Origin of the sequence: Ensifer sp. ENS10 (assembly GCF_014852025.1) — a bacterium.
Taxonomy (GTDB): Bacteria; Pseudomonadota; Alphaproteobacteria; order Rhizobiales; family Rhizobiaceae; genus Ensifer.
The window spans coordinates 14,388-29,689 of record NZ_JACVAS010000010.1 but is presented as its reverse complement, the minus strand read 5'-3'; the positions used below and the strand labels follow the sequence as shown (position 1 = coordinate 29,689).

General features: G+C 62.7%; 15 protein-coding genes. 8 read left to right on the top strand and 7 right to left on the bottom strand.

Going from position 1 to position 15,302, the window contains the following annotated elements:
* Positions 1 to 101: 101 nt before the first annotated feature.
* From IB265_RS27840 to IB265_RS27830, 3 genes are read right to left on the bottom strand one after another with little or no spacing between them, the layout of a single operon-like run.
* Positions 102 to 878, bottom strand: a complete 777-nt coding sequence (locus IB265_RS27840; protein ID WP_057255212.1) for an SDR family oxidoreductase — start codon at positions 876 to 878, stop codon at positions 102 to 104.
* An 11-nt stretch (positions 879 to 889) separates the two neighbouring features.
* The gene (dgoD, locus tag IB265_RS27835) at positions 890 to 2,038 is read right to left on the bottom strand and encodes a galactonate dehydratase (RefSeq protein WP_057255211.1); all 1,149 of its coding nucleotides are present in this window, start codon (positions 2,036 to 2,038) and stop codon (positions 890 to 892) included.
* 54 nt (positions 2,039 to 2,092) lie between these two features.
* Positions 2,093 to 2,854, bottom strand: coding sequence for a FadR/GntR family transcriptional regulator (locus tag IB265_RS27830; RefSeq protein WP_057255538.1), 762 nt, complete (start codon positions 2,852 to 2,854; stop codon positions 2,093 to 2,095).
* Positions 2,855 to 3,044: 190 nt separating this feature from the next.
* Here IB265_RS27830 and IB265_RS27825 point away from each other — a divergent pair, with 190 nt between their 5' ends.
* From IB265_RS27825 to IB265_RS27810, 4 genes are all read left to right on the top strand, one after another.
* The gene (locus IB265_RS27825; RefSeq protein ID WP_057255210.1) at positions 3,045 to 4,028 is read left to right on the top strand and encodes an arabinose ABC transporter substrate-binding protein; all 984 of its coding nucleotides are present in this window, start codon (positions 3,045 to 3,047) and stop codon (positions 4,026 to 4,028) included.
* A 64-nt stretch (positions 4,029 to 4,092) separates the two neighbouring features.
* Entirely contained in the window at positions 4,093 to 5,607 is a 1,515-nt protein-coding gene (araG, locus tag IB265_RS27820) for an L-arabinose ABC transporter ATP-binding protein AraG (protein WP_192495491.1), read from the top strand.
* Complete coding sequence (araH, locus tag IB265_RS27815; protein ID WP_057255208.1) at positions 5,604 to 6,554, top strand: L-arabinose ABC transporter permease AraH; 951 nt, start codon at positions 5,604 to 5,606, stop codon at positions 6,552 to 6,554. The genes araG and araH overlap by 4 nt, the downstream gene beginning before the upstream one ends.
* Before the next feature lie 3 nt (positions 6,555 to 6,557).
* Positions 6,558 to 7,442 carry an aldose 1-epimerase gene (locus tag IB265_RS27810; RefSeq protein WP_057255207.1) on the top strand — a complete coding sequence of 295 codons (885 nt, stop codon included), beginning with the start codon at positions 6,558 to 6,560 and terminating at the stop codon, positions 7,440 to 7,442.
* A gap of 94 nt (positions 7,443 to 7,536) precedes the next feature.
* Here the strand turns inward: IB265_RS27810 and IB265_RS27805 are convergent, their stop codons facing one another.
* Positions 7,537 to 8,514 carry a TerC family protein gene (locus IB265_RS27805; protein ID WP_057255206.1) on the bottom strand — a complete coding sequence of 326 codons (978 nt, stop codon included), beginning with the start codon at positions 8,512 to 8,514 and terminating at the stop codon, positions 7,537 to 7,539.
* Positions 8,515 to 8,770: 256 nt separating this feature from the next.
* On the opposite strand from IB265_RS27805, the gene IB265_RS27800 reads away from it, so the two are divergent.
* The 4 genes from IB265_RS27800 (at position 8,771) to IB265_RS27785 (ending at position 12,656) form a co-directional block, all read left to right on the top strand.
* Complete coding sequence (locus IB265_RS27800; protein ID WP_192495490.1) at positions 8,771 to 9,100, top strand: hypothetical protein; 330 nt, start codon at positions 8,771 to 8,773, stop codon at positions 9,098 to 9,100.
* 375 nt (positions 9,101 to 9,475) lie between these two features.
* Positions 9,476 to 10,531 (top strand): TRAP transporter substrate-binding protein, encoded by a 1,056-nt coding sequence (locus IB265_RS27795; RefSeq protein ID WP_082616230.1) that lies wholly within the window; start codon positions 9,476 to 9,478, stop codon positions 10,529 to 10,531.
* Between the two features lie 170 nt (positions 10,532 to 10,701).
* On the top strand, positions 10,702 to 11,217 hold the full coding sequence (locus tag IB265_RS27790; protein ID WP_192495489.1) for a TRAP transporter small permease: 516 nt from the start codon (positions 10,702 to 10,704) through the stop codon (positions 11,215 to 11,217).
* Positions 11,214 to 12,656 carry a TRAP transporter large permease gene (locus tag IB265_RS27785; RefSeq protein ID WP_057255203.1) on the top strand — a complete coding sequence of 481 codons (1,443 nt, stop codon included), beginning with the start codon at positions 11,214 to 11,216 and terminating at the stop codon, positions 12,654 to 12,656. Before IB265_RS27790 ends, IB265_RS27785 begins: the two co-directional genes overlap by 4 nt.
* A 98-nt stretch (positions 12,657 to 12,754) precedes the next feature.
* On the opposite strand, the gene IB265_RS27780 is transcribed toward IB265_RS27785, so the two are convergent.
* The 3 genes from IB265_RS27780 to IB265_RS27770 form a co-directional block, all read right to left on the bottom strand.
* Entirely contained in the window at positions 12,755 to 13,774 is a 1,020-nt protein-coding gene (locus IB265_RS27780; RefSeq protein ID WP_057255202.1) for a 2-dehydropantoate 2-reductase, read from the bottom strand.
* A gap of 63 nt (positions 13,775 to 13,837) precedes the next feature.
* Positions 13,838 to 14,692 carry an EamA family transporter gene (locus IB265_RS27775; RefSeq protein WP_057255201.1) on the bottom strand — a complete coding sequence of 285 codons (855 nt, stop codon included), beginning with the start codon at positions 14,690 to 14,692 and terminating at the stop codon, positions 13,838 to 13,840.
* Positions 14,689 to 15,291 (bottom strand): nitroreductase family protein, encoded by a 603-nt coding sequence (locus tag IB265_RS27770; RefSeq protein ID WP_192495488.1) that lies wholly within the window; start codon positions 15,289 to 15,291, stop codon positions 14,689 to 14,691. Before IB265_RS27770 ends, IB265_RS27775 begins: the two co-directional genes overlap by 4 nt.
* Positions 15,292 to 15,302: the final 11 nt, after the last annotated feature.

The following is a 15,302-nucleotide window of genomic DNA, read 5'->3' as shown; positions in this document are numbered from 1 at the left end:
TCCGAACCGCCTGGTGCCCAGCGCCGTTCCAATGAAAAAGGATGCTCTACCCGTCTGCTGTAGCAGAGATCGCCATACAGGCGCGCGCATCAGCCGACGGTTTAGGGATGATGCAGCACGCTCACCCCGCCATCGACCGTCAGGCAGGTGGCGTTCATGAAGGGACATTCGTCCGAAATCATGAAGAGGGCGGCTTTGGCGATTTCCTCCGGCGTCGCAATGCGACCGCCGGGATGAAGCTTCATCGTTTCGGCTTCCGCCGCGGCCGGGTCGGGAAATGAGTTCCAGTATTCCACGGCTTTCTGCGTGCGCACGTAGCCGGGTGCCAGCGCATTCACCCGCAAGCCCTGCCCGGCATATTCCAGCCCCAGCGCCTTGGTCATGCCGAGAAGCGCATGTTTGGCGACGGGATAGGGGAAGGTGTGCGGGATGATGGTGAAGGCGTGGGTCGAGGCGATGTTGAGGATGACGCCGCCACCCGCAGCGATCATGCCCGGCAGCACGGCCTTGCTGCAGTTCCATGCGCCCTTGAGGTTGATGTTGAAGCAGCGCTGCCAGTCGGCATCCGAGAGTTTCAGCGGCTCGAAGAAGACGTTGACGCCGGCATTGTTGACCAGCGCGTTCGGCTGGCCGATCTCGCGGCTGGCCGTGGCAATCGCGTGTTCGATGGCATCCGCATCCGTGATGTCGGTCGTGGTGTAGCCGATCTTTCCGCCGGTCGCACGGAGCCGTTCGGCCTCGGTCGCCAGCAGACCGCCATCACGATCGATGAGGTAGAGGCTCGCGCCTTCCGCAAGGAAGGTGTCGGCAATAGCAAGGCCGATGCCTTGAGCCGCCCCAGTGATGACGACGCGCTTTCCTTCGAGACGACCCGCCATGTCCGCGCTCCTCACCACTCGGCGACGCTGCCGTCGGCATGGCGCCAGATCGGGTTGCGCCAGCGATGGCCTTCCTTCGCGCGTTCGATGACATATTGCTCGTCCACCTCAATGCCGAGGCCCGGTCCCTGCGGGATCGACACGAAGCCGTCTGCGTAATGGAAGACTTCCTTGTTGGAGATGTAGTCGAGGATGTCGTTGCCCGTATTGTAATGGATGCCCAGGCTCTGCTCCTGGATGAAGGCGTTGTAGCTGACGGCGTCGACCTGAAGGCAGGCGGCGAGCGCGATCGGTCCGAGCGGGCAATGCGGCGCCAGTGCCACGTCGTAGGCTTCCGCCATCGACGCGATCTTGCGGCACTCGGTGATGCCGCCGGCATGCGACAGATCCGGCTGCAGGATGTCGACATAGCCGTCTGAAAGCACCGACTTGAAATCCCAGCGCGAATAGAGCCTTTCGCCGAGCGCGATCGGCGTCGAGCAATGGTTGGCGATTTCCTTCAGTGCCTCGCGGTTTTCCGAAAGCACCGGTTCTTCGATGAACATCAGGTTGAAGGGCTGCAGTTCCTTCGCCAGCACCTTGGCCATCGGCCGATGCACGCGACCGTGGAAATCGACGCCGATGCCGATATGCGGGCCGATCGCCTCGCGGATCGTTGCGATGGTCTCGACCGCCTTCTCCACCTTCTCCCAGGTGTCGACGATCTGCATCTCCTCGCAACCATTGAGCTTGATCGCCTTGAAGCCGCGGGCAACGACATCGCGCGCATTGTTGGCGACGTCGGACGGACGGTCGCCGCCGATCCAGGAATAGACCTTGATGCGGTCACGCACCTGTCCGCCGAGCAGCGCGTGGATTGGCTGGCCGTAGGCCTTGCCCTTGATGTCCCAGAGCGCCTGGTCGATGCCGGCAAGTGCCGACATATGGACCGCCCCCCCGCGATAGAAGCCGCCGCGATACATGACCTGCCAATGGTCTTCGATCAGCAGCGGATCCTTGCCGATCAGGTAGTCCGAGAGCTCGTTAACCGCGGCTTCCACCGTCAGGGCTCGACCTTCGACGACCGGCTCGCCCCAGCCGACGATGCCCTCGTCCGTCTCGATCTTCAGAAACAGCCAGCGTGGCGGAACGATATAGGTGGTGAGCTTGGTGATTTTCATGGTGCGATATCCGCTGGGTGCAACGAGGCGGCGATGGCCGCTTCAGAGAGGATTTCAGCCCGCCGTATGGGCGGGTCGGTGACGTTCGACGGCAAGCTTGAGGTCGCGCGCCGCAAGGTCGAGCATGCGCATCGAACAGTCGCGCGCCCGCGCCTTGTCGCGCAGGCGCAGCGCCTCGACCAGTTCGCCGTGAATGTCGACGGCTTCGTCACGGCGATCGGCGACTTCGTTGGAGGCGTGCAGCGAGAACTTCAGCGCCGCCTGGATAATGCCGACGAGTTGCAAGAAGACCTGGTTGTGGCTGGCCTTGAGCAGGCATGTGTGAAAGGCGACGTCGGCATCGGTGAAACCAACGAGATCGCGCTCGCCGTCACGCATCGCCTGCCAGGCGCGTTCGAGATCGGCGATTTCCTGAACGGTGGCGCGTTCGGCGGCAAACTCCGCCGCCGCTGGCTCGATCGCCCGGCGGGCTTCCAGAATGCAGTTCAAGAGGTCGAACTCGAAGATGCGCTCGCCGATCCATTCAAGCACCTGCGAATCAAGAATGTTCCATTCGTCCTTGTTGCAGACGACGGTGCCGACCCGGGAACGTCCACGGACCATTCCCTTTGATTCAAGCACCTTCAGCGTTTCGCGAATGACGGTTCGGCTGACGCCATAGCGTTCGCAAAGATCGTTCTCACGCGGCAGATAGGAGCCGACCGGAAAAACGTCGGCGCAGATGTCCGAAGCGATTGCGCGCGTCACGTTCTTCTGGACGCGTGGGCGGCGCTGGCCGCGTTCCTCAATGGCACTCTGGTGCTGCTGTTCTTCCACCGCCATCTCCTCCCGCTCGCGTCTCCCAGCTGCTGCTTAGCGCAGACGCCCGAACGCGACAACGCACCGAAGCACGCTGCTATCGTTATACACCACTATCTCATTCATCATACAAAGGCAATTGACGAATATGATGATTCATCATACACAAATGTCCACTGCAGGAGGCAGTTCACCAGGGAGAGAGATCATGCGCTTTATCAAGGCAGCCATTCTGGCTGGTACCGTCGCCGTGCTCACGGCAACCTCAGCGTTCGCTGCCGACGTCAAGATCGGTTTCATCGTCAAGCAGCCGGAAGAGCCGTGGTTCCAGGACGAGTGGAAGTTCGCCGACGTCGCCGCCAAGGAAAAGGGCTTCACGCTGGTGAAGATCGGCGCTGAAGACGGCGAGAAGGTTCAGTCGGCGATCGACAACCTCGGCGCCCAGGGCGCACAGGGCTTCATCGTCTGCACGCCTGATGTCAAGCTCGGCCCCGGCATCGTCGCCAAGGCGGCCGCCAATGAGCTCAAACTGATGACGGTCGACGACCGGCTGGTCAACGCCGATGGCAGCCCGATCGAGGACGTTCCGCATATGGGCATCTCGGCAACGAAAATCGGCGAAGCCGTCGGCCAGGCGATCGTCGACGAGGTCAAGAAGCGTGGCTGGGACATGAAGGACGTCGGCGCCATCCGCGTTTCTTACGACCAGCTCCCGACCGCCGTCGACCGTGTCGAGGGCGCCCTCTCGGTGCTCAAAGCCAACGGCCTTCCCGAAGCCAACATCTTCGACGCCCCGCAGGCAAAGACCGACACCGAGGCAGCACTGAACGCCTCGACGATCGTTCTGAACAAGAATGCCGGCATCAAGAAGTGGGTCGCCATCGGCCTCAATGACGAAGCGGTGCTCGGCGCTGTGCGCGCGACCGAGACGGTTGGCATTCCCGCCGACAGCATGATCGGCGTCGGCATCGGCGGCGCGGATTCGGCGATCAACGAATTCAAGAAGCCCTCGGCCACCGGCTTCTTCGGCACCGTCATCATCTCGCCGAAGCGTCACGGTTACGAGACCGCACTCAACATGTATGAGTGGATCGCCAACGGCAAGGAGCCGGAAAAGCTGACCCTGACCGCAGGCCAGCTTGCCCTGCGCGACAACTACGAAGCCGTGCGCAAGGACCTCGGAATCGAGTAGTCGCTGCTCGCGACACTATCAGCCCGGCGGCTTGGCCGCCGGGCGTTCCACCTCGGAGCCGCGCATGCAAGACTTTCTTGAATTCCGTTCCATCTCAAAGGGCTATCCGGGCGTCCAGGCGCTGTCGGACGTCTCGTTTTCCGTGCGCAAGGGCGCCGTCCATGGGCTCATGGGCGAGAACGGCGCGGGCAAGTCGACGCTCATCCGCCTGCTTTCCGGCGACCAGTCGGCCGATGAGGGCGAGATCCTGATCGATGGCGAAGCGCAGAGCTATCGTTCCGTGCGTGACGCCTTTCGCGCCGGCGTGATCGTCATCCATCAGGAATTGCAGCTCGTTCCGGAGCTGACGGTCGCCGAAAACCTCTGGCTCGGCCACTTTCCCGGCAAGGGCGGGGTGATCGATCGCCGCCGGCTGATCCGCATTGTCGGCGAGAAGCTCTCCGAAATCGGCATCGACGTCGATCCCTCAGCCAAGATCGCCTCGCTCTCGATCGGCGAGCGCCAGATGGTCGAGATCGCCAAGGCGGTCATGCTCGATGCGCGGGTCATCGCGCTCGACGAGCCGACATCGTCGCTGTCGTCGCGGGAAAGCGAAATCCTCTTTGCGCTCATCGAGCGCCTGCGTTCGAACGGCACCGTGATCCTTTACGTGTCGCACCGTCTCGACGAAATCTTCCGGCTCTGCGACAGCCTGACAGTACTGCGCGACGGCAAGCTTGCGGCCCATCATCCTGATATTTCCAAAGTGACGCGCGACCAGATCATTGCCGAGATGGTCGGGCGAGAGATCTCCAACATCTGGGGCTGGCGGACACGCGACCTCGGAACCGAACGGTTGCGCGTCGACACCATCTCCGGTCCGAAACTGAAAACGCCCTTGAGCTTTTCCGTCCGGCGCGGCGAGATTCTCGGCTTCTTCGGCCTGATCGGCGCCGGCCGCAGCGAGATGACCCGGCTGGTCTATGGTGCAGACAGACGCCACCAGGGAACGGTGACAATCGACGGCACGACCGTGCCGGCCGACAGTCCGCCACAATCGATCAGGGCCGGCATGGTGTTGTGTCCGGAGGACCGCAAGTTAGACGGCATCGTCCAGGGGCGCAGCATCGAAGAAAACATGGCGATCTCGTCCCGCCGGCACTTCTCGCCCTTCGGCATCCTCGACCTGAAAAAGGAAGCCGAGCTTGCGGATCGTTTCATCGCCAAGCTTCGGGTGCGCACGCCATCGCGCAAGCAGGACATCATCAATCTCTCCGGTGGCAACCAGCAGAAGGTGATCCTTGGCCGCTGGCTGTCCGAACAGGGCGTAAGGGTCCTCATCATCGACGAGCCAACGCGCGGCATCGACGTCGGCGCGAAATCGGAAATCTACGAGATTCTCTACGAACTCGCGGCTCAGGGCATGGCGATCGTCGTCATTTCCAGCGAGCTGCCCGAGGTGATGGGCATCACCGATCGCATCCTCGTTATGTGCCAGGGCCGGATTGCCGCCGATATTGCGCGCGCCGATTTCGACGAGCGCCGCATCCTCGCCGCCGCCCTTCCCGATGTTCCAACCGAGCAGGTTCAGCCGTCATGACTTCCTTGAAAAAACTTCTTCTCGGCGAACAGGGTCTGGTCGTCATTTTTGCCGTCGCCTTCGCCATCGTCGCGCTGACGGTTCCAAACTTCCTGACCGAACGCAACATGCTGGGCCTGCTGCAATCGGTCGTCACCATCGGCATCGTCGCCTGCACGATGATGTTCTGCCTTGCCTCGCGCGACTTCGATCTCTCGGTCGGCTCCACCGTCGCCTTTTCCGGCATGGCCGCCGTCATGGCGTCGAACGCTTCGGGCTCGATCCTTATCGGCCTCGTTGCCGCGCTCCTGTGCGGCGGTTTCGTCGGCCTCGTCAACGGTGTCGTCATCGCTCATTTCCGCATCAACGCTCTGATCACCACGCTTGCCACCATGCAGATCGTGCGCGGTTTCGCGCTGATCGCGTCCGACGGCCGCGCGGTCGGCATCAACGATCCGAGCTTCTATCAGCTGGCGCTGTCGAAGTTCCTGGGTATCCCGACGCCGATCTGGGTGATGGGCGCGTTCTTCGTCGTCTTCGGCTTCGTGCTCAACCGCACCGTCTTCGGCAAGAACACACTGGCGATCGGCGGCAACCCCGAGGCTTCGCGCCTTGCCGGCGTCAACGTCTCGAATATGCGCATCTGGATCTTCGCGCTGCAGGGCCTCGTCTGCGCCGTTGCCGGCGTCCTGCTTGCTTCCCGCATCACCTCCGGCCAGCCGAACGCAGCGACCGGTCTCGAACTCTCGGTCATCTCGGCCTGCGTGCTCGGCGGCGTCTCGCTTGCCGGCGGCCGTGCGGCGATGACCGGCGTTATCGTCGGCGTGCTGATTATGGGCATTGCCGAAAACGTCATGAACCTGCTCAACATCCAGGCCTTCTACCAGTATGTCGTGCGCGGCCTGATCCTTCTGCTCGCCGTGCTGCTCGACAATCTGCGCTCGGCCGCCGCCGGCCGCCGCAGCTAGCGAATGGCGGAAGACATCCTCGTCCTCGAAAATGACGAAGGGCTCACCGTCGAGGTGAGTCCGCTCGGCGGCGCCATCCTTTCGACCCGCTGGCACGGTATTCCCGTGCTCGCGCCGACGCCGGCGCCAGGTCTCGCCTCTCAGGTGCTCTGCGCCGAAGCGTGTTTTCCGTTGGTGCCCTTCGGCAACCGCATCGAGGACAATGGCTTCCACTTCGAAGGTCGCGATTACACGCTCGCATCCAATACGTCCGACCCGCTGGTGCTCCACGGCGACGGCTGGCTTCGGCGCTGGTCGATCCTTCACCAGGACCGTCATTCCCTTGCGTTGCACTACCGGCACGAGGCAAACGCATCCACGCCCTTCGCCTATGAGGCGGTGCAGACCATGACGATCGATGGTGCGAACCTGACCCTTTCGCTCACCGTCACCAACCGGGCCGCGCAGGCGCTCCCCTACGGACTGGGCTTTCATCCCCATTTTCCGCGCACGCCGGGAACCCGCCTTTTTGCCCACGCCGATCACTACTGGACGGAACGGGAGAACCACCTGCCGGGTGCGGCGCAGTCAATTCCGCAGGATTTGGACTTTACCTCCGGCGCGCCACTGCCGCCCGGCTGGCTGAACAATGCCTTCGACGGCTGGGATGGAAAGATGCGCATCGAGTGGCCGGAAACCGGCCTTGCGCTTTCGCTCGACGCCGACGGGAACTTTCGTTTCTTCGTCCTTTATTCTCCTTCCACCGACGCCGACTTCTTCTGCTTCGAACCGATGAGCCATCGACCGAACGCGCACCGGCAGCCCGAAAACGGTGGCCTCGTCAGACTGGCGCCCGGCGAAACTCTGGAAGGCACAGTCGCCCTGCGGTTCCAACTACTCGGGCTGTGATCGCCCTGGTGCGGCTGTCGTTCTTCCCAATAGACGAAGGCGGCGCCCCTCGCGGAGCGCCGCCTTCGCTATCCTTGAACCCAACGACGCGGTGTTATGCGGGCTGTTGTTCTTCCTTCACGAGGCTCCAGACCACGCCAGCGGCAATGATCGCGAAGGTGACGCCGAGCGAGAGAGCCGCCGGGAATTTCTCAAGCCCCAGGAGATCGGCAACGAAGATCTTCGAGCCGATGAAGATCAGGACGACGGCGAGCGCAGGCTTCAGGTAGCGGAAGCGATGGATCATCGCGGCAAGGGCAAAATAGAGGGCGCGCAGGCCGAGGATAGCGAAGATGTTCGACGTATAGACGATGAAGGGGTCCGTGGTGATCGCGAAGATCGCGGGAACCGAGTCGACTGCGAAGATCACATCGGCCACCTCGACCATCACCAGCGCCATGAAGAGCGGCGTGATAAACCAGGTCATCTTGCCCGTCTTCGGGTTTACGAGCTTCGCGAAGAAGCGTTCGCCATGATGCTCTTCGGTGACGTTGAAGCGACTGCGCATGAAGCGGACGAGCATGTTGTTCGAAACGTCGGGCTCGGCCTCCTTCATGACCAGCATCTTGATACCAGTGATGATGAGGAACGCCGCGAAGATATAGAGGATCCAGGCGAACTCAGCGACAAGGGTCGCGCCGACGCCGATCATGATTGCGCGCAGCACGATGACGCCGAGAATACCCCAGAAGAGGACCCGGTGCTGATAGATGCGGGGCACGGCGAAGAAGGAGAAGATCAGGGCGATGACGAAGACGTTATCGAGCGCCAGCGTTTTTTCGACCACGAAGCCCGTCATATAGGCGAGGCCGGACTCGGAACCGAGGTACCACCACACCCAGCCGCCGAAGGTCAGGCCGAGCGCGATGTAGAAGGCCGAAAGCTTGACGCTTTCACGGACGCCGATCTCCTTGTTCTCCTTATGGAGAATGCCGAGGTCGAAGGACAGGATGGTAATGACGAGGGCGAAGAAGCTCGCCCACATCCAGAGCGGCGTTCCCAGCCACACTTCAGACATGAAGGAAAAGTCCACAGACGGGTCCCCATTAGGCACATGTTGTCGGAATAAGGTCCGACATCGCAAGAGTGCCGAAGCTCTCGCCAGAGGGGCCCGGACCAGCGGGTTGGCGGAGAAATGGGATCTCGATTTTCGCGGTTCAAGCGCGGGACTGCAATTTTTTCAAGAATTTCTGGACGTCCTGTGGCCCCCACTGCCGGGCTAATAACCACGTTCGGCCGACGTTCCTCCCTTGCAGTCAACGAGGCTGTCCCCGCAAAGGAGAAACGTCATGAAGAAGGTCCTCGCAATTCTGAGTGCATTTCTGGTGGTCGGCGCGGCAGCACCCGCACCTGCCGTCGCCGACGATTCGGTCACCCGCTTCCTGCAGAAAGCCACCGGCAACGGCAAAACAAGCCACGCGCGCTATGGCCGGGGCGACGATGGACGTGGGAGCTGGAGCTCCAACCGCAGTTCCAATAGCTCGTCGAACGCCTCGCGGAACTCCAGCTCGAACAGCAGTTCCAATTCGTCGAGCAACTCCAGCTCGAACAGCTCCAGCAACTCCTCCTCGAACTCGTCCTCCAATTCGTCGTCGAACTCGTCTTCCGATGATGATTGAGACGCTCTCTTGAGAGGCAGAGCAACGGGTCAATCCCACAGAGAATTGTCCTCCACGCCGAGCGGCGTGGGGGACAATTCACGTCCTCGATCAAGCTGCGGTCGGCTGCCTTTCGATTGGCAAGGCGCAAGCCCAGAGCCAGAACATGGGCTGCCCGATCGGCGCCCGGACCCATCGCGCGACGTCGCTTGACAGCCGGTTCAAAATAAACTTAACATGTTAATGGATTGAATGTTCCCGATGAGGAGCGAGGAAGGTTCAAGCCATCGAGGAGGGCCTGCATCACCGTCGGATCGCCGTCATTTGAGTTGACGTGAAGCGACACAGGCGTGCCCTGTTTCCGGGTGGATCGAAACAGATCAATGGGAGGGATCTATGATACTGAACAGACGGAGCCTGATTAAGACCGGCGGAGCCATGCTTGCGGCCCCTCTCATCTTGCGAACAGGTGCTGCGCGCGCCCAGAGCGCAGTCACGCTGAAGCTGCACCATTTCCTGCCGCCGGCGTCAAACGTCCATCAACGGCTCCTGCTGCCATGGGCGAAAACCCTGGAGGAGCAGAGCAAGGGCGCGATCAAGGTCGATATCTTTCCGGCTATGCAGCTCGGCGGAAAGCCGCCGCAGCTTTACGATCAGGCGGCCAACGGCGTCGTCGATATCGTCTGGACCCTACCTGGCAACACGCCTGGGCGCTTCCCCTCCACCGAGGTGTTCGAACTTCCTTTCGTTGCGGCGAAGGAAGCGATCGTCAACGCCCAGGCGTGCCAGGAATACGGGCAGACGCATGTCCTGAAGGAAACCGCCGACACGCAATTGCTGTGCTTCTGGGCCCACGACCACGGATTGATCCACACCAACAGGGAAGTGAAGTCCGGTGCCGATCTGGTCGGCCTGAAACTGCGGAATCCGACCCGTCTTGCCGGTGGGGCATTGGCAGCCCTGGGCGCGACCCCGGTCGGGATGCCCATCCCGCAGGTGCCGGAAGCGCTGGCCCAGCGCGCGATCGACGGCTGCGTCATCCCCTGGGAAGTGGTGCCGTCCATCAAGGTGAACGAGCTTACCAAGTTCCATACCGAAATCCCGGGTTCCCCGACGCTCTATACGGCAACGTTCTTCCTGGCGATGAACAAGGGCAAGTATGAGGCGCTGCCGGCCGACCTGAGGGCGGTGCTGGACGCCAACAGCGGCATGACCTTCGCCAGAAAAGCCGGCGAGATGTGGGATAGCGTCGGCGTCGAAGTGCGGGCCGCGATCGAAGCATCCAGAAGCGGAACGATCAGTGCCATCAGCGAGGACGAAAAGGCGAAGTGGGTCGCGGCGACCAAGCCCGTCCACGACAAGTGGATCGAGGACATGAAGGCCAAGGACCTCGACGGCCAGGCGCTGATCGATGCCGCCCAGGGGCTCGTTCAGAAATACGCGAACGCCTGAAAGGCGCTGCCAGCCTTACAGCGCCGCGCGTCTTTTAAGGCGCGCTAAGGTCGCTGTAACACTTTAGTTTTGCTGCATAATTTTGTCCTTAAGTCGATGCCAATTTGAGGAATTATGCAGTAGGCGCCTGCACTCGGGCGCATCGGACCGTTCAAGAGCTCGAGGCCAGGATGACGGAACAAGCAATGCACGAGGGCGTGGTGAATGTGCCGCGCCGCCGCGGGGTCGAGCGCCTCGCGGCCGGATTGGCACTCATAGGTGGAACGCTCGTCTGCCTCGCAGCCGCATTGGTGACGATCAGCGTCCTCGGTCGCTGGCTCTTCAATCGGCCGGTGCCGGCCGACTACGAACTGGTGGAGGTCGCGATCGGTGTCGCCGTCTTCTCATTCCTCGGCTACACCCAGGCGCGCAACGGACACATTACCATTGATACCTTTACGCTCGCCCTTCCGTCACGTGTCACACGGGTCATCGACGGTGCCTGGGACCTCGTGCTGGCCGCCTGCCTGGCATTCTTCGCCTGGGGCCTTCTCACCGGCGGCCTGGAGGCGCGTCTGTACGGAACGACGCTGATCCAGCTGCCCTGGCCGATCTGGCCGGTCTATCTGACCTGCGCAGCGCTGGCAGCGCTCGCATCCGTCATCGGCTTGTCCGTCGCCATTCTCAAGATCGGAGGCCCTCGATGAGCGGCTTTGCCATCGCTTGCCTGGGCTTCGCTGCGATGCTGGTCCTGATCGCCATCAGAATGCCGATCGCGCTCGCCATGCTCGCAGTCGGCGCCGCCGGCTATGCCTATCTCTCCGGCCCGCACGCGCTGGTCTATTACCTGCAGACCAACACCTACAGCCAGTTTGCCAGCTATACGCTATCCGTCATTCCCCTCTTCATCCTGATGGGCGCGCTTGCCGAACAATCGGGCATCGCCGCGACCATGTTCCGGGTGGCCGAGCGGAGGCTCGGACGGTTCAGGGGCGGAATGCCGATGGCGGTGATTGCGGCTTGCACCGGCTTCGGCGCGATCTGCGGCTCGTCGGTCGCAACCACCGCAACCTTCGGACGCGCGGCACTGCCGGAACTGCGCCGCGCGCGGGTCGATGCCGGGCTTGGAACCGGCACCATCGCCGCCGGCGGTACGCTCGGCATCCTCATTCCGCCCTCGGTCATCCTGGTGATCTATGCAATCACCGCCGAGCAGAACATCGCCAAGCTGTTCCAGGCCGCCCTGGTGCCGGGGTTGCTGGCAGCGGCGTTCTATCTGATCGCGATTGCCGTGGTAGTGCGGCGCAAGCCCCATCTCGCGCCACCAGTGACGGTCGTCGAAGTCGCAAAGACGCAGCGTCCGTTCTGGGCGCGGCCGGCGGGGCTGGTCTTGCTTGTCGGCGGTACCGTCGGCTGGTTGTTGGGTTCGCTCAGCACCGTCGGTGCGATATTGCTGGCAATCTTCGGCCTGCTTCTGCTCGCCGCGGATTTCGCCGTCGTACCCGCCGCCGCCGTTGCGGTCACGGTCGTCGGAGGAATCTATGGCGAGGTGTTCACGCCGACGGAAGGTGCTGCGGTCGGTGCCGCGGTGACGCTCGCGATCGGCCTGCTGCAACGGACGCTGAGCCCTGCAGCCTTGAAGAACGCGCTGCTGCAGACAGCCGAAACCAGCGGGATGATCTTCCTGATTCTGCTTGGGGCGGAAGTCTTCGGCGCATTCCTGGCGCTGACCCAGATGCCCATGATGCTCGCATCGATGATCGGGGAGTCCGGGCTGCCGCCCTACGCTGTCGTTTGCGGCATGCTGCTGATCTATATCGTGCTCGGCGCCGTGATGGACGAACTGGCGATGATCCTGCTCACCCTTCCCGTCTTCATCCCGATCGTCATGACGCTCGACCTCGGCATGCCGCCGGACGACGTCGCCATCTGGTTCGGCATTCTCGTCCTGATCGTCGTCGGCATTGGCCTCTCCGCCCCGCCGATCGGCCTCAATGTCTTCATCATCAACAAGTTGGCGACCGACGTGCCGATCGCGCAGACTTACCGAGGCGTGATGCCGTTCGTGATCGCAGACCTCATCAGGCTGGTCATCGTTACCGTTTCCCCGGGCGTTGCGCTGGCGCTGGTCCGCCTGCTGAATTGACGGGGCCGGTTCCCGGGCGGCGCTCTCAAGTTTTAACGCGCGACAAGCGGCTTTGTGTGAAAACATCCGGCGCCCACGAGACGCAAGCCGGTACCCTTCTATCCGGAGCGCACGTTCTGCCTGAGCTCGGCAAGCAGCGCATCCGCCGCCCACGTCTTGCGCCCGGAGGTCGCCGCATCTTTGACCAGCGTGCAAAGCCGTTCATTGACCGGCCCCCGACGGCCAAGCTTGGTGGCGAGTGCGACGACGGCGCCGTTGATCCAATCCACTTCGGGGAAGCGGCCGGCGGCAAGGTCGTCTGCCATCGAGGAGCGTGCGGTGGCGTCGATCTTCAGCATGCGACCGGCAATGGCACGGAACAGGGCATCCGGCAGGCTGAGAACGGACGGCAACCAACCCGGTGGCAGCGGTGTCAGGCGCGCCGGCCGAAGGCGTCCCTCAGCGGCGAGCAGCTCCAATGCCTCCCGCTGGGCGAGCGCCAGGCAAAGACGAAAGCCCCGTGTCTGGAGCTGCGCGCGCAAGGGCAATCCGGAGAGCGCATTGATTGCGTTGTTGAGGTTCATCAGCAGCTTCGCCCATTGCACCTCTTCCATGTCACGACGCAGGTCGAGAGGCAGTCCCGTAGCCGTGAAGAACGGTGCGGCGGCGGCCGTAACCGGGTCATCCGCGACGGCTATATTGCCTTCCGTCGCACGATGCAGATGGGCGGGGCCGGGGGGCGTCACGTTGAAGGGAACCATGCCCCGCAGGATCTTTGCGGACGGCAGCAAGGTCTGCAGGGTGACGCTGTTGCTCACACCGTTCTGCAGACTGAGGACCGGGATGCCGGAGCGCAGCACCGAAGAGAGCTCGGTCGCGGCACCGCCCGTCTGCCCGGATTTGACCGTCAGGAGGACGAGATCGCAATCCGCCAGGGAGGAGGCCGTGTCGGAGTAAACGATCCGCTCGGGCGCGACGAAATCGTCACGCCCATCCAGGTCGGTCAGGCGCAACCCGTCCTTTCGCCAAGCGGCACCGCGCGCCGCCCGGCCGACAAAGATCACCTCTGCGCCACCGGCCAAAAGGCATCCGCCGACAAAACCGCCGACCGCGCCGGCACCGAACACTCCGATTTTCACGACACCCGCCCCCTCCGCACGCCAGGGAGTATAGGCCGGGATCGTCGCTTTCCAACGCGCCGTTTACGATCGAGCGGAAACGCGTTGGCTGAGCCAGATGCTGCCGATGACCAAAAGGACGCCGACAATCTGAACCACACTCAAAGACTGCCCCAGGTACACCCATCCGAGCAAAACCGCCGTCAGCGGGCTCAGAAAGAGAAGTGCCGACACCGCCGCCGATTCCAGCCGCGCGATGCCACGAAACCAGAGAACATAGGTCAACGCCGCGCCGATCAGGCTCAACCAGGCGAGAGCAAGCAGGTTGAGACCGGTCGGGAATGGCACCGCCGGTTCAAAGGCAAGGGCCACGGGGACGAGAAGCAAGCCACCGGCCGTCAGTTGCCATGCGGTGGATGTGAGCAACGATTCCGGCGACTTCCACTTTCGCGCCAGGACGTTGCCGAAGGCCATGGAAACGGCACCGACGAGGCCTGCGGCAATGCCGATTTCGTCGAGCGCCGCTTGCGGCGTCAACACCAGCAGCGCGACGCCGACAATGCCGACAATGGCCGCGACGAGGGACATGGGACGGATCGGCGCCTTCATGAGAAGCGCTGCGATGAAAACGACGATCAAGGGCTGGACCGCCGCGACTGTTGCCGCGACGCCGCCGGGAAGGCGATAGGCCGCGACGAACAACATGCTCAGAAACATCGAGATGTTGAGCGCGCCGAGTGCAATGGCGCGAAACCACCAGATGCCGTGCGGCAATCGCCGGACGATCAGGAGGAGTAGCATCCCGGCCGGCAATGCCCGCAACAGGGCGACCGTCAGCGGCGAGAAGCCCTGCAGAAACTCGGTGGCAACGATATAGGTGCTGCCCCAGATGACGGGAGCAATCGCCGTCAGGGCGATATCGGAAACGCCTGTTTTCATGAGAAGTGAAGAACCTCGCCAAGCGGCCTGCGGGGCTTTTGCGGCCAGTTTCCGGGAACGGCACGGCCAACCGCGAGAAGCATTGCCGGCAATTCGCCCGGCCCAAGGTTGAACTCCCGGGCGACGCCCTCGGCATCGAACCCGCCCATAGGGCCCGTCGCCAATCCCAACGCCTCGGCGGCATAGATCAAGGTCGCGGCGCCGAGACTGGCCGAACGCATGGCCTCGTCGCGGGCAACCTTGGCATCGGCATATTGGGCGCGCACCGCCTCCTGCCAACCGGAGACCATTTCGGTTGGCATGTAGCCGGTCTCGACGAAAAGGCGCAGCCTTGCAGGCAGCGTCTGGTAATCGGGCAGCAGGCCGCAGACAATGAAGGTCACGGCAGCTTCCGAGACCTTGGCTTGCCCGTGCGCCACATTGCGCAGCCTGGCTTTTCCTTCCGGCGTGCGCACGGCGATGAACCGCCAGTTCTGAAGATTGTAGGCCGTCGGTGCGCGGGTCGCGAGACGCACCAGCTGTTCGATTTCCGCGTCTGCCAGTTCATGGGTCGCATCGAACCGATTGGCGGACACGCGCTGTTCGATGAGAGCGATCATGGGATGTGTCA